Genomic DNA, 14,709 nt, shown 5'->3' with positions numbered 1-14,709 from the left:
ATGGTCTATTGAAAACGGTTGTCGTTGACGTTAGGTTCGCGGTGCCCCACCGGTCGGGTGACGGGCGTCTGGAGGTTCGAGAACACATGCGAGTGCGTGCGCCCTCACGGGCCGCCGCGTCCTTGTGCGCGGTCCTGCTCACCGCGACCGCGTGCACGTCGGCAGGGGGATCGGGCGACGGCGGCGACCTGTCCGTGGTCACCACCACCGAGATCCTCGCCGACCTGGTGCGCAACGTCGGGGGAGGGCGCGTCCGGGTCGACTCGCTGGTGCCGCCCGGCGGCGACCCGCACTCCTACGAGCCCACGCCCGCCGACGCGAAGAAGGTCGCGGCGGCGGACGTGACGTTCACCAACCACCTCCTGCTGGAGGAGCAGCGGCTGATCAAGGCCATCGACGCCAACGCGCGCGAGGGCACCCCGAACGTCTCCCTGGCCGAAGCGTCGGAAACCTATGGGGCGCACGTGATCCCGTTGGTGGAGAACGTCGGGCTCGACGTGCTGTGGTTGGGCCTGCGCGTGCGCGGTGACGGGAAGCAGCGCGGCGCCACCCGCACCTCCGAGGTCCGGCTGACCGCGACCGCCGTGGAAGGCCCCGGGAAGCTCGTCACCTACCTCACCGAGTCACTGGGCGACCCGGTGGTGTACTTCGACTCCGGCGACGGGCTGTCCGATGTGGACTCCACCACCCTGCCGCCCGCCGCGCACACCCACCTCAACTGGGCGTTCACCGCGCCGGGCACCTACCGGCTCACCCTCCGCGCGACCCTGCTCCACGACGGCGGAGCCGAGGCGCCGCTGGGGGAGAGCACCTTCACGTTCGCGGTGGGGATCGACCCGACCGGTGGCGGCGGCACCGTGCTGGACGAGGGGCACACGGACCTGACGGTCGACCTGGACACCGGCGAGCTGTACACGTTCAACGACCGCGCCGGCGGCACCACGCAGGAGGTCGTGCCCGCCTCGCGAGCCGTCATCGAGGTGCCGAACAAGGCGATCACCACCGTGCCCGACGACACGCGGTTCGCCTTCCTGGGCGCCGGGGGCGCGCCGGTGCACCAACTCCCGCAAGCGGTGCTGGGCAAGCACGTGCACGGCGAGATCGACCCGCACCTGTGGCAGGACGTGCGCAACGGCCGTGCCTACGCCGAGCTGATCCGCGACACGCTGCGCACCGCGGACCCCGATGGCACGGCCGACTACGACCGCAACGCCCGCGACTACCTCGCCCGGCTCGACGAGCTGGACGCGCAGGTCCGCGAGACCGTGGCGGCCGTGCCCCGCAACCGCCGCCACCTCGTCACCACGCACGACGGGTTCGGCTACTTCGCCGGCGCCTACGACATGACCGTGGCCGGCTTCGTGGTGCCCAACCCCGCGCAGGAACCCAGCGTCGAGGACGTGCGCAAGCTGACCGAGACCATCCGCAACCTGGAAGTGCCCGCCGTGTTCATGGAACCCAACCTCGCCCAACGCGGCTCGGTGCTCACCCAGGTCGCCCGCGACCAGGGCGTCCAGGTGTGCCTGCTGTACGGGGACTCCTTCGACGAGCGCACGCGCGACTACGCGGCCATGATGCGCCACAACGCGGAGGAGATCGCCCGGTGCCTCGCCTGATCCGAGCCCTGCTCGCGGCCGCCGCGGCGCTCCTGCTCGCCCCGTCGCCCGCGCACGCCGCGCCGCCGCTGGTCATCGCCGACGGCCACGTCGACCTCGGCCCGCGCCTGGTCGACGGCGAGTGGACCCTCCAGATCCGCGACGACACGGCCGACGGTCCGGTGTGGCGCGAACCCGACGACGTGGTGCTCCAGGTGGCGGACGCGGCCAGGACCACCGTCCCCGACGACCCCGCGTACGCGTTCCTCGGCTCACCGGGCGGCGAGGTCTGGGTGTTGCCGCAGGTGCAGGACCAGGAGGTGGTCTGGCCGGGGTGGAACACCCAGGACCCCGGCATCGCCGAGGTCGCCGGTCGCGAGGTGGACTGGCGGCTGCACGGCGTCGAGGGACCGGGCCGCTTCGAGCTGTTCCTCAACGGCAGCTTCGGCGCCCCGGAGACGATCTTCAGCAGCGACCGCCCCTTCCCGCAGGAGACGGGCGTCGAGACCGGCACCCACGTGCACGGCAACTGGGTGTTCACCGCGCCCGGCGCCTACTCGCTGGACGTGGAGATGGCCACCGCCGACGGTCGGGGCGACCGCGCCACCCTGCACGTCCACGTCGGGCCGGGCGACCCGGCGACGGCGTTCACCACGACCGGGCCGAGCGCGCCACCTCCCGGCACGACCCGGGCGCAACCCGCCGACGCCCCCGACGAAGGCCTGCCGCGGGTGTTGTGGCTCGCGGTGGGAGGCGTGCTCGTGGTCGGGGTCGCGGCAGCGCTCGTGGCCCGCTCCCGCCGCGCCGCGAGGGGGACCGATGACTGACCCGGTGCTGGAGATCGCCGACGTGACCGTGCACCTCGGCGGTCGGGAAGTGCTGTCCGCCGTGGACTTCCGCTTGCGGTCGGGCGAGCTCGTCGGGCTGATCGGCCCCAACGGCGCGGGCAAGACGACCTTGCTGCGCACCGCGCTCGGCCTGGTCCCCGTCCACCGGGGCTCGGTCGTCGTCGGCGGTCGCGCACCACGCCAAGCGCAGGGCTCGGTGGGTTACGTGCCGCAACGCCACGAGTTCGCCTGGGACTTCCCGATCACCGTCGAGGGCGTGGTCGCCACCGGCCGCACGCACCTGACCGGCTTGCTGCGCCGCCGCACGGCCCGCGACCGCGAGGCCGCGGCGCAGGCGCTGGACCGCGTCGGCATGGCGGAGCTGCGGACCAGGCCGGTCGGCGAGCTGTCGGGCGGCCAGCGGCAACGCGTCCTGGTCGCCCGCGCGCTGGCCCTGCGACCGCGGGTGCTGCTGCTGGACGAACCGTTCACCGGCATCGACGCCCCCACGCAGGAGTTGCTGAGCACCTTGCTGACCGAGCTGCGCGACGAGGGCGTGGCGGTGCTGATGACCACCCACGACCTCGCCGCCGCGACCACGCTGTGCAGCCGGCTGTGCCTGCTCAACCGCGCGGTCGTCGCCGACGACGAACCCGCCGCGCTGGCCGACACCGACATCTGGCTGCGCACGTTCGGCCTGGACCGGGCCGAGCAACTGCTCAAGGCGTTGGGGGTGACCGGGTGACCGCGTTCTTCGAGCTGCTGGCCGCGCCGTGGGAGTACGACTTCTGGCGGCGTGCGCTGCTGGTGGCGTTGATGTCGGGCGTGGTGTGCGGCGTGATCGGCAGCCACGTGGTGCTGCGCGGCATGGCGTTCATCGGCGACGCGGTCGCGCACGCGGTCTTCCCGGGCATCGCGATCGCCTTCGTGCTCGGCACGAACCTCGTGCTCGGCGGCGCGGTCGCGGGTGTGGTCACCGCGCTGCTGATCGCGGTGTTCACGCAGAACCGCAGGCTCAAGGAGGACTCGGTCATCGGGATCTTCTTCGCCGCCTCCTTCGGGCTGGGCATCGTCATCCTCAGCACCGCGCCCGGCTACGGCGGCTCGCTGGAGTCGTTCCTGTTCGGGTCGATCCTGGGCATCGGCGACTCCGACGTGGTCTCGGTCGCGGTGATCGGCGCGGCGGTGCTGCTGTGCACGGCGCTGTTCAACAGCCGGTTCGTCGCCACGACCCTGGACCGCGAGCAGGCCCGCGCGGTCGGCCTGCCGGTGTTCCGGCTGGACGTGGTGCTGCACGTGATGGTGACCCTGGCCATCGTCATCTCGTTGCAGGCCGTGGGCAACGTCCTGGTGCTGGCCCTGCTGGTCACCCCGGCGGCGGCGGCCCGGCTGCTCACCGACCGCCTCGGCGTGATGATGCTGCTGGCGCCGCTGATCGGCGCGGGCGGCAGCGTGCTCGGCCTGTACCTGTCCTACGTGCTCGACCTGGCGGCCGGCGGCCTGATCGTGCTGACCCTGACCGCGGTGTTCCTGGTGTGCTGGTTCTTCGCGCCGCGCCACGGCCTGCTCACCCGGAACCGCCGGACCGCCGTCCCGGTCCCCGCCCGCGCACTCGTCGAGGAGAAGTCGTGACCACCACCCGGACCGGCGCGCTGCTCGGCGTGGCCGCCGCGCTGCTGCTGACGGCGCCCGCCGCGATCGCCGAGCCCGAAGCGCACACCCGGCCGGACGCGCCCACCGCGGACGCCGTGCTGGACGTGGCAGCCGACCGGCTGGCGCTGGACGCGCCGCCCGACGCCCTGACCGTCGCCGCCGACGCGGAGCGGGTGGAACTGCGCTGGGACACCACCGCCATCGAGCCGGGCTCCGTGTTCGGGGACAGGGTCGAACTGCGCACCTCTGTCGCGGAGGCCCCGGCGGCGGACGCCGCGGAGAAGGACGCCGCAGGGGAGGACGCCGCGGAGAAGGACGCCGCAGGGGAGGACGCCGCGGAGAAGGACGCCGCGGAGAAGGACGCCGCAGGGGAGGACGAGGCGGGGGCGTCCCACGGCGATCCGGTCGTGGTCCCGGTCGCCGCGAGCGGAACACTGAGCGTCGACGTGCCGGCCCCGGGCGAGCACCTGCTCCGCGTCGAGGCCGCGGCCCACGCGCTCGACGGCCGGCCGCTGGCCGTCGAGCGCGACTACCGGCTGGTCGTCACCGAGGCGAGCCGGCCCGAGGTCGCCGTCGAGGCACGGGCGCTCCCGCAGCCCCCGGTCCTCGCCGCATCCCGACCGGAGGTCGCCGCCGCGCAGCAGCAACAGCAGCAGCAGCCCACGGGCACCGGCCGCGTCACCCTGGACCGCGGGCACGTCGACGCCGTCGCGCCCCGCCTGCTGCCGGACGGCCTGCACGTCCAGGTCAAGGACGGCACGGCCACCGGCGTCACGACCTGGCGCGAACCCGCGGACGTCGAGTTCCGCGTGACCGCCGCCGCGCGCGCCGAGCTGCCGGCGCAACCGGCGCTGTCCTTCCTCGGCGAGGCGGGCGCGCAGGTCTTCCTGCTGCCGCAGACCCAGCGCGCGGACCTGCTGTGGACGGGGTGGAACACCGAAGAGCTGCGTCCGGCCGACGTGTCGGGTCCGGTGACGTGGACGCTGACCGCGGTCGACGGGCCGGGCGCCTTCGGCCTGTTCACCACCGGCTCGTTCGGCGCGCCGCAGGTCCTCTTCAACAGCGCCGACGGCCTGCCGGACACCCTCTCCGTCCCGCTGGGCACCCACGCGCACGCCAACTGGGCGTTCGCCGAACCCGGCCGCTACCGCCTCACCTTCACCGTGTCGGCGCCCGGCGCCGACGGTCCGCTGACCGATGCGGAGACCCTCACCTTCGTGGTGGGCGACGGGACCCCGGCTCCGCAGCAGCCGGGCGACACCGGCCGGCAGACCGGCACGCCCCACCGCCTCGCCTCCACCGGCCCCGCCGCCCTGCCCGCCGCCGCGGGCCTCGCGATCGCCCTGGTCGCGACCGGCGCCGCCGCGCTCGTGCTCGTCCGCCGCCGCCCCGCCAAGGAGAACCCGTGACCACCCCGACCCGCGCTAGAGCCGCGGTCGCCGCCCTCGCGGTCGCGGCACTGGCCGCGCTGTCCCTCACCCCGGCCCTGGCCCAGGAGTCCGCGGCCGTCGTCGACGTGGGTCACGTGGACCTGCTCGCGCCGGTCGTCGTCGACGGCGCGCTGGACATCCGCTACAAGGACGGCAACACCACGCCGCCGACGGTCCGCGACCCCGAACGGGTCGTCACGCACGTCAAGCCGCAGTCGCGCATCCAGGTGCCCGACATCCCGGAGTACGCCTTCCTCGGCCCGGTGGGCAGCGACCTGTGGCTCATCCCCGAGATCCAGGACCCCGACGTGGTGTGGGCCGGGTGGAACACCGAGTCCCTGACCTCGGAGCAGGTCGACCCGGAGTCGGTGCGCTGGACCCTCGACGCGATCGGCGGCGACGTGCCCGGCAGCGCCGCCCCCGGCGAGCTGACCGTGTTCCAGAGCGGCCCGGTCGGCGAGCCGCTGCCGCGCGTCTTCGACACCGCCCTGCCCCTGCCGCAGCAGCACCCGCTGGTGCTGGGCACCCACGCGCACGCCAACTGGACGTTCACCGCGGAGGGCGTCTACCGGCTCACCTTCACCGTCACCGCGACGACTCCCGACGGGACGCCCCTGAGCGACACCACGACCTACGCCATCGCGGTCGGCGCGGTCGACCCCGCCACCGTGGAACCCGGCACGGGAACCACCCCTTCCACAACGACCACCACCACGACAATCACGACCACCACGACGACGACCACCGCGAGCACGACCACGGGCACGACGACGACCACCGCGCCGCCCACGTCCTGCGTGGTCCTCGACGACGGACACGTGGACCTCATCGCCCCGCGCCTCCTCGACGGCGAGCTGACCACGCAGGTCAAGGACGGCACCGCCGGTCCCGACCGGGCCGTGTGGCGCGACCCGGCCGACGTCGTGCTGCACCTGGTCCCCGCCGCTCGCAACACCGTGCCCGCCGACCCGGCCTACTCGTTCCTCGGCGCACCGGGCGCGCCGGTCTGGCTCATCCCGCAAACCCAGGTCCCCGGCATCGTGTGGGCGGGGTGGAACACCGAGTCGCTCAGCCCGCGGGACGTCACCGGCGGCGTCGACCTCCGCGTGACCGCCGTGGACGGCCCCGGCCGGCTCGCCGTCTTCCTCAGCGGCATCGCCCCCGTCGTGCTGGTCGACTCGGGCGACGGCCTGCCCGACACGACCGCCGTCCCGCTCGGCACCCACGCCCACGCCAACTGGGGTTTCGGCGCGGAGGGCGCCTACCGGGTCACCGTCGAGGTCGCCGCCACCCTCGCCGACGGCCGCACGGTGACCGACCGCGACGTGTTCACCATCGCCGTCGGCGACGTCGACCCCGCGGCCGGCGGGGCTTGCGCGTCGCCGAGCACCACTCCGACGACCTCCACCGGCACCACCTCGACCGGCCCGGCGCCGACGACGTCGCCGGCGGGGTCCGCGCCCAGGCCGGCGGGCCTGGCCTCCACCGGTGTCGGCGGCGTGGGCACGGCCTTGCTGCTCGCCGCGCTGCTGACCGTCGCCGGTGCGGCGGCCCTGGTCCTCACCCGACGCCGGCGGACCCACGGCGGCTGACCGGACGACGCGGTGCGGGGCCTGGACGAGTCCGTCCAGGCCCCGCACCGCGTTCAGCGTCCTCGCGGTCCACAGCTGGCCGATGTTGTCGAGCCTCTATGTTTGCGTTAACAGATCGGTGAAGCTGCCCGGAGCCCAGGTGCTCCCGACGTTGACGCTGGAGCTTGGTCGCGCTCAGGTCCGAGTTGCGAAAGTTGACGTTGACAGTGGCGTTAGCACGGTGTTTCAATATCCACCCACCGAATGTTAGCGTTAACACAATGCGAGGGCCCTCACGGTGCCTCGCGTCGCCGCCCGTGACCACCGGTTCCCCGACCGGCTCCGCCGCCTGCCTTCCCCACCCTCCGACCGCACGGCCGCCGCCCGCTCCGGGCGACGGTCCGCTCCGCCCTGACCACCGGAGCCCTGACCACCGAAGGGGTCCGCACCGCCGACTCGGGCCTCCGGCACGTCCCCACCAGCCCGTCACCTGCGGCTGAGCCGCCCTTCCCCACCGGATAGGACCGCAATGAGACACCGGCAACGCCTGCGCCTCGCGCGCACCTCCTTCCTGGCCGCCGCGCTGATGGTCGCGGCGACCGTGACGGCGACGCCCGCCGCCACCGCCGCCGAACCACCGCTGCCCGACGGCGCGCGGGTCGACTCGTTCGACGGCGCGGCCCTCGGCGGTGACTGGGCGGTCGTCAACCCCGTGTCCGACGCGTTGCGCGTCGCCGACGGCCGGCTGACGCTGACCTCGCAGACCGGTGACACCTACCAGACCACCAACACCGCCAAGAACGTCGTGCTGCTGGACGTGCCCGACGCGGACTTCACCGCGGTCACCCGCGTCTCGGGCGCGGTGGCGAAGACCTACCAGGGCGCGGGCCTCATCGCCTTGCAGGACATGGACAACTACGTCCGGTCGGGCCTGACGTTCGTCGGCACCCTGTCCCCGTCCGGGCGGGCGATCGAGAACGACGTCGAGACCCGCGCGGCGTTCACCGCCGCCAAGTTCACCGACCGGCCCGGCTCCACCGGCGAGACGCTGCGCATGCGGCGCACCGGCAACACCGTCACCACCAGCTACTGGGACGGCCGGGACTGGGCCGACGCGGGCACGGTGACCATCACCTTCCCGATCACGAAGATCGGCCTGTACGCCCTGGCCGCGACCGACGGCACGACCCACGAGGCCGCGTTCGACTACTTCGCGCTGTCCTCGGCGGGCGGCGCGGACCAGGTGCCGCCCGGTCAGTTCACCTTCACCACCCCGTACCTGACCACCAGCGGCGACGGCCTCGCCCTGACCGACTCCCGGCCCGCGAACGGCCTGGCGCTGACCGCGACCGCGGCGGGCGGCGCGTCCGGCGCGGTCAAGCCGGTGACCTTGAAGTCGGGGGAGCGGCCGGTGGTCGTCCGCGACGGACGGTTCGTGCTCGCCGAGCCGGGCTCGACAGCGACGGCACTGCGGCTCACCGACGCGGGCGGCGGCAAGGTCGTGCTGCGCACCGCCGCCGACCCCGAGTCCCACGCCGTGCGGCGCGCGGACGGGACGCTCGGGCTCGGCGGCAGCGCCGAGGCGGCCAAGCTGACCGTCACGCCGGTGAGCATCGCCGAGCAGGCGCTGACCATCGACACCGCCGCCGCGCGCACCGAGATCAGCGACGACCTGTACGGCATCTTCTACGAGGACATCAACTACGCGGCCGACGGCGGCCTCTACGCCGAGCTGGTCCGCAACCGCTCGTTCGAGTTCAACTCCTCGGACAACGCGTCGTTCACCGGCCTCACCGCGTGGGAGGCGGTCAACCGCGGTGGCGCGACCGCCACGACGACCGTCGGCACCGGCGACGGCCGCCTCAACGACAACAACCGCTACTTCCTGACCCTGACCACGACCGGCGCGGGCGCGGGCATCCGCAACACCGGCTACAACACCGGGTTCGCGGTGAAGCAGGGCGACAAGTACGACGTGTCGCTGTGGGCGAAGTCGAGCACCGCGCAGGACCTGACCGTCCGCGTGGAGGACACCGCCGGGACCGGTGTGTCCGCGAACGGCACGCTCCACGTCGAAGCGGGCACGACCTGGCGCGAGCACACCGTCACGCTGACCGCCACCGGCACCACGTCGACGGGCCGGTTCGCCGTGCTGGCGGGTGCGGCGGGCACACTGAACCTGGACATGGTCTCCCTCATGCCGCAGGACACGTGGGTCGGCGCGGTGAACGGCAAGTCGGTGCTGCGCAAGGACCTCGCCGAGAAGATCGCCGCCCTGGAGCCGAGGTTCCTGCGCTTCCCCGGCGGCTGCGTCACCAACGTGGGCACGTTCGACACCTACGCGGAGAGCGGCGGCGTCGACCGGCAGCGCACGTACCAGTGGAAGGAGACCATCGGGCCGGTCGAACAGCGCCCGACGAACTTCAACTTCTGGGGCTACAACCAGTCCTACGGCATCGGCTACCTGGAGTACTTCGAGTTCGCCGAGGACATGGGCGCCACCGCGCTGCCCGTGCTGTCCGTGGGCGCCAACGGCTGCGGCAGCCGCATCCCGGAGATGACCGACGCCGCCCGCATCCAGCGCTGGGTGGACGACACCGTCGACCTGATCGAGTTCGCCAACGGCGACACCGGCACCGAGTGGGGCGCCAAGCGGGCCGCGCTGGGCCACCCGGAGCCGTTCAACCTGCGCTACATCGGCCTGGGCAACGAGGAGAACACCACCACGTTCGAGGCCAACTTCCCGGTCTTCCGCGACGCGATCAAGGCCCGCTACCCCGACGTGACGGTCATCTCCAACTCCGGACCGGACGACGCGGGCGCGCGGTTCGACGCGCTGTGGGCCTACAACCGGGCGCAGAACGTCGAGATGGTCGACGAGCACTACTACAACGACCCGGCGTGGTTCCTGGCCAACAACAACCGCTACGACAGCTACGACCGCAACGGCCCGCACGTGTTCCTCGGCGAGTACGCCTCGCGCGGCAACACCATGGGCAACGCGCTGTCCGAGGCGTCGTACATGACCGGTCTGGAGCGCAACGGCGACCTGGTGGAGCTGGCGTCCTACGCGCCGCTGCTGGCCAACGAGTCCTACGTGCAGTGGTCGCCGGACGCGATCTGGTTCGACAACGACGAGTCGTGGAACTCGGCGAGCTACTACGTGCAGCAGATGTTCTCGGCGAACCAGGGCGACCAGGTCGTGCCGAGCGCCCTCACCGCGGGCCAGGGCCCGGAGCAGGCCGTGCGCGGCGGGGTGTTCCTGTCCACCTGGAACACCAGCGCGGCCTACGACAACGTCAAGGTGACCGCCAACGGCGACGGCTCGGTGCTGTTCCAGGACGACTTCTCCGCCACCCCCGCCTGGCAGCCGCAAGCAGGCACCTGGGCCGTGCAGGACGGGCAGTACGCGCAGACGTCCACCACGACCACCGACGCCCGGTCGATCATCCCGGACGCCTACGCGCGGAACTGGTCGGACTACACCCTGGAACTCGACGCCCGGAAGGTCTCCGGCGCCGAGGGCTTCCTGGTCGGCTTCGGCGCGGGCTCGTCCGGCGACTACTACTGGTGGAACCTGGGCGGCTGGAACAACACCCGCCAAGCCCTGGAACGGGCCACCGGCGGCGCGCGCAGCGAGGTCGCGTCCGGCCCGAACACCGTGATCGCCAACGACCGCACGTACAAGGTGAAGGTCGTGGTGGAGGGCGCGAAGATCAGCCTCTACCTGGACGGCGCCCTGCAGCTGACCTACACCCAGACCGCGCCGCAGACCCTGTACCAGGTCGTCACCGCCGACGAGGAGACCGGCGACGTCGTGGTGAAGGCCGTCAACCCGACCGGCGCGACCGCCCGCACCCGCGTGCGGGTCGACGGCGGCACGCCGATCGCGCCCACGGCGACCGTCACCGAGATGAGCGGCCCGCCGACCACGGTCAACACCAAGGCCGCGCCGACGGCCGTGGCGCCGGTCGAGCGGGAGTGGACCGGGGCGTCGAACGACTTCACGTACGACTTCCCCGCATACTCGGTCACGTTCCTGCGCCTGCACCGGGCCGCCGACCAGGTGCCGCTGACGCTGACCGCCACCCCGAGGTGCGTCGGCGGCGCCGTGCACCTGGCCGTCACCGCGGTCAACACCGGCACGGCGGCCGTCGCGGTCGCCATCACCACCCCCTACGGCACGAAGTCCTTCCCGGCCGTGGCGCCGGGCAAGCAGGCGTACCAGTCGTTCAACACCCGCACGGGCACCGTCCCGGCCGGCAGCGTCACCGCGACCGGCACCCGGGACGGGCGGACGGCCACCCACACCGCGGCCTACCCGTCGACCCGCTGCTCCTGACGGCTGAGAGGAACCGGGTGAGACCGCAGGGAGCACTCGCGATGATCCGCATCGGCGACAAGATCACGCGGTTCGGCAAGGACAACGGCCCCGCCGACCGCGACGTGTTCCAGGAGGTGGGTTCCGGCATCTTCGCCACCGACTTCCGGACCGTCGCGACCAACCTCGGCCGTTCCCGGTACGGCTCGGTCGAGGGACCGCTGGTTCCCAAGGACGACTTCGAGCTGCCCGGCCAGACCAAGCACGGCGCCGTCGTGCCGCTGCGCGGCGACGACTGGGAACGTCTTGCCGGGCGACGCGCCGTCAGCGTCGACCTGGTGGCGGCCGAGACGGTGGTCGGGGTCGCGCCGACCCTGCCCGGGGACGTCGCCGCGCGCCTGAGCGACGGCAGGACCCAGCGGCGCAAGGTCACCTGGGACGCCGCGGACGTGTCGCGGCCCGGTGCGCCCGAGGTCTCCGGCCGGGTCATCGGCACCGACGTCCGGGTGCGGGCGACCAACCAGGGCACGACGCCGGGGTCGGTCACGCTCACCACGCCGTACGGGAGCAGGACCGTCACCGACGTCGCACCCGGTCGCCAGGCCTACCAGCCGTTCAACGCCCGCGCGGCGTCGATCCCCGCCGGCGCCGCCGGCGCGACGACCGCGCACAGCACGTCCACGGCCGCGTACGCCGCCATCACCTGCGGCTGAACCACACGAGGAGCAACAGCATGAGACCACCCACCACGACCCGGCTGATCGCGGCCTCCGCCCTGGGCCTCGCGCTCGCCGCCGCGGCGGTCGCACCGGCCTCCGCCGACCCCGCCGGTGACGCGGGCATCGACGTGAACGTCACCATCGACGACACCGGCACCCCCGGCCGGTTGTCGATGACGGTCGCCGCGAACAACGGCGTCACCCTCACCGAGAACGGCTCCGACGCGGCGGCCCGGCAGTTCACCGGTGTCACGCCGACCGTCACCATCACCGACACCCGTCGCCCGCAGGACATCCCCGCCGGCTCGTTCTGGGCCGTGGTCGGCCAGGCGAGCGAGTTCACGCCCACGGGCGGCGGGACCGGCTTCGGCTCGGAGCACCTGGGCTGGAAACCCCGGCTGCTGACCGGCACGACCACCGGCGCGGTGGCGCCGGGCGAGCCGGTCTCCAGCGTCATCAGCGACGGCACCGGCGCGCCGGCGGTCGGCCTGCGCGGGCAGGAGCTGCTGGTGTCGACCGCGAACGCCGCCGACGAGACCGGTTCGTGGGACGTCAACGCCGACCTGGTGCTGCGCACCCCGGCCGACGTGCGGGCCGGTCAGTACCGCTCGACGCTGACCCTGTCGCTGTTCGACCAGTCCTGACCCGGGTCGCACCCGGGATGTCCGGGACGCGGCGGCGTGCCGCGCCCCGGACACCCCGCACGTCAAGGGAGAGCCAGATGACCACGACCCGGACCCGGCGCCTGCTGCTCTGCGCCGCCGCTGCCGCCACCGCGCTGGGCGGACCCGTGCCGATCGCCTCCGCGCAACCGGCGCAGGGCGAGGTCACCTGGTCCGCGGTCCCGGCGAACGCCACCGGCCCGGACGGCCGGCGGGTGGTGAACCTCGAGCTGGCCGGCGGCGAGACGGTGACCGAGCACGTCGCGGTCACCAACCACTCCGCCCGGCCGGTCACCTTCGTCGTCGACGCCAACGACGGCTACCTCACCGACAAGGGCCTGTTCGACATGCGCGCCGCCGACGTCACGCCGACCGACGGCGGCTCCTGGATCGACGTCCCCGACACCGTCACCGTGCCCGGCGGCGCCACCACCGTCGTGCCGGTGTCCGTCACCGCGCCGGAGCAGGCCACCCCGGGCGACCACCCGGCCGGCGTCACCGCCTCCCTCGACACGCTGTCGGGCCAGGTCCGCGTCCGCAACCGCGTGGGCGTCCGGTTCAACATCCGCGTCACCGGCGACCTGCGGGCCGCGTTCACCGTCACCGACGTCCACGCCACCTACGAGCGCTCGTGGAACCCGTTCGCCGCCGGGACGGTCATCGTCCGCTACACGGTCGCCAACGACGGCAACGTCCGCGCCGCCGCCGACACCGCCATCACCACCTCCAACCCGTTCGGCGACGACACCTGGACCGACCCGGCCGCCCCTCGTGCCCGGGAGGTGCTCCCGGGCGGCCGGCGGCAGTTCGAAACCCGCCTCACCGACCACTGGCCCCTCGGCCGCATCAGCACCACGGTCTCCGTCACCCCGGGCGCCATCGACGACACCACCGCGCCACCGACCGCCGCCCCGGTGACCGCGACCGTCACCACCTGGGCCTTCCCGCTCCCGCAAGCACTGCTCCCGGCCTTCGTCGCCCTGCTCTGGCTCGCCGTCCGCGCCATCCGCCGCCAACGCCGCCGCCGCCTGGCCCGGATGCTCGCCGAGGCCAAGGCCGAGGGGCGCGCGGAAGCAGCGCGGTCAGGGCAACCGGACCCGACCGCCTGACCCCGAGCATGACTCCGACCGCCTGACCCCGACGACCTCGGGAAAGATCCTCGAAAAAATCCGGCGGAGGTGTCGGATCGGGTCCACCGTGTTCGTAGCAGGGGTGAGGCCGCCCGCAAGGGGCGGCACCGAGGCAACGGACACCACGATCATGAAGCTGACCACCATGACCCAGGTCACCGTCGACGGCGTGGCGCAGGGCAACGGCCACGCGTCGGACGAGGACCGCGGGAACGGGTTCGAACGCGGCGGGTGGGCCCGGGGGAAGGGCGACGACGACACCCGTGCGTTCATCAACCAGACCTACCGGCGCGCCGACGCGTTCCTGCTCGGCCGGCGGACCTACGAGCTGTTCGCCGACTCGTGGGGCTCGTCGACGGCCCGGGACGTCCCCGGCTGGGAGCCCGTCCTGCGGGCGTTGAACGACCGGCCCAAGTACGTGGTGTCGACCACGCTCACCGAGCCGGCGTGGCCGGGGTCCACCGTCCTGTCCGGGGACGTCGAGGCCGCCGTCCGCGAGCTGAAGGCCGAACCGGGAGGTGAGCTGCAGGTCCACGGCAGCGGCGCGCTGACCCGGTGGCTGCTGCGGAACGACCTGGTCGACGAGCTGACGCTGATCGTGGTCCCGGTGGTCCTCGGCCAGGGCGCGCGGCTGTTCCCGGACCGCGGCCCGGACCTCGCGCTCGACCTGGTCGAGTCGCGGGTCGACTCGAAGGGCGTGACGATCCAGGTCTACCGGCCCGCCGGGCGCCCGCGGTACGCGACACCCTGAAGTCCCGACCGACGAACCCGAGCCGTCCCGACCCCGCAGGAGATGAGTGC

The 14,709-nt window shown here is 73.2% G+C and carries 11 protein-coding genes; all 11 read left to right on the top strand.

Annotation, left to right across the window (positions count from 1 at the left end; all coding sequences use genetic code 11):
• The first annotated feature begins 86 nt into the window (after positions 1–86).
• The 11 genes from IOD16_RS19450 to IOD16_RS19400 all read left to right on the top strand — a co-directional run bounded on the left by IOD16_RS19450 (position 87) and on the right by IOD16_RS19400 (position 14,659).
• The gene (locus IOD16_RS19450) at positions 87–1,616 is read left to right on the top strand and encodes an anchored repeat ABC transporter, substrate-binding protein (RefSeq protein WP_201435554.1); all 1,530 of its coding nucleotides are present in this window, start codon (positions 87–89) and stop codon (positions 1,614–1,616) included.
• A complete protein-coding gene (locus IOD16_RS19445; RefSeq protein ID WP_201435553.1) occupies positions 1,604–2,422 on the top strand; it encodes a choice-of-anchor M domain-containing protein in 819 nt (272 codons plus the stop codon). The genes IOD16_RS19450 and IOD16_RS19445 overlap by 13 nt, the downstream gene beginning before the upstream one ends.
• Positions 2,415–3,167: an anchored repeat-type ABC transporter ATP-binding subunit gene (locus IOD16_RS19440; RefSeq protein ID WP_201435552.1), complete on the top strand. Its 753-nt coding sequence runs from the start codon at positions 2,415–2,417 to the stop codon at positions 3,165–3,167. The genes IOD16_RS19445 and IOD16_RS19440 overlap by 8 nt, the downstream gene beginning before the upstream one ends.
• Positions 3,164–4,054, top strand: coding sequence for an anchored repeat-type ABC transporter permease subunit (locus IOD16_RS19435; RefSeq protein ID WP_201435551.1), 891 nt, complete (start codon positions 3,164–3,166; stop codon positions 4,052–4,054). The genes IOD16_RS19440 and IOD16_RS19435 overlap by 4 nt, the downstream gene beginning before the upstream one ends.
• Positions 4,051–5,484, top strand: a complete 1,434-nt coding sequence (locus IOD16_RS19430) for a choice-of-anchor M domain-containing protein (RefSeq protein ID WP_201435550.1) — start codon at positions 4,051–4,053, stop codon at positions 5,482–5,484. Before IOD16_RS19435 ends, IOD16_RS19430 begins: the two co-directional genes overlap by 4 nt.
• Complete coding sequence (locus IOD16_RS19425) at positions 5,481–7,097, top strand: choice-of-anchor M domain-containing protein (protein WP_201435549.1); 1,617 nt, start codon at positions 5,481–5,483, stop codon at positions 7,095–7,097. The genes IOD16_RS19430 and IOD16_RS19425 overlap by 4 nt, the downstream gene beginning before the upstream one ends.
• A gap of 508 nt (positions 7,098–7,605) precedes the next feature.
• Complete coding sequence (locus tag IOD16_RS19420; RefSeq protein ID WP_201435548.1) at positions 7,606–11,418, top strand: alpha-L-arabinofuranosidase C-terminal domain-containing protein; 3,813 nt, start codon at positions 7,606–7,608, stop codon at positions 11,416–11,418.
• A 41-nt stretch (positions 11,419–11,459) separates the two neighbouring features.
• Entirely contained in the window at positions 11,460–12,110 is a 651-nt protein-coding gene (locus IOD16_RS19415) for an Ig-like domain-containing protein (protein ID WP_201435547.1), read from the top strand.
• A gap of 20 nt (positions 12,111–12,130) precedes the next feature.
• The gene (locus tag IOD16_RS19410; protein WP_201435546.1) at positions 12,131–12,760 is read left to right on the top strand and encodes a hypothetical protein; all 630 of its coding nucleotides are present in this window, start codon (positions 12,131–12,133) and stop codon (positions 12,758–12,760) included.
• A gap of 77 nt (positions 12,761–12,837) precedes the next feature.
• Positions 12,838–13,887, top strand: coding sequence for a WxL protein peptidoglycan domain-containing protein (locus tag IOD16_RS19405; RefSeq protein WP_201435545.1), 1,050 nt, complete (start codon positions 12,838–12,840; stop codon positions 13,885–13,887).
• A 151-nt stretch (positions 13,888–14,038) separates the two neighbouring features.
• Positions 14,039–14,659, top strand: a complete 621-nt coding sequence (locus tag IOD16_RS19400) for a dihydrofolate reductase family protein (protein WP_201435544.1) — start codon at positions 14,039–14,041, stop codon at positions 14,657–14,659.
• Positions 14,660–14,709 lie beyond the last annotated feature (50 nt).

This window comes from Saccharothrix sp. 6-C, from assembly GCF_016695385.1.
GTDB classification, from domain to species: Bacteria; Actinomycetota; Actinomycetes; order Mycobacteriales; family Pseudonocardiaceae; genus Actinosynnema; species Actinosynnema texasense.
This window is presented reverse-complemented; position numbering and strand designations above follow the sequence as displayed.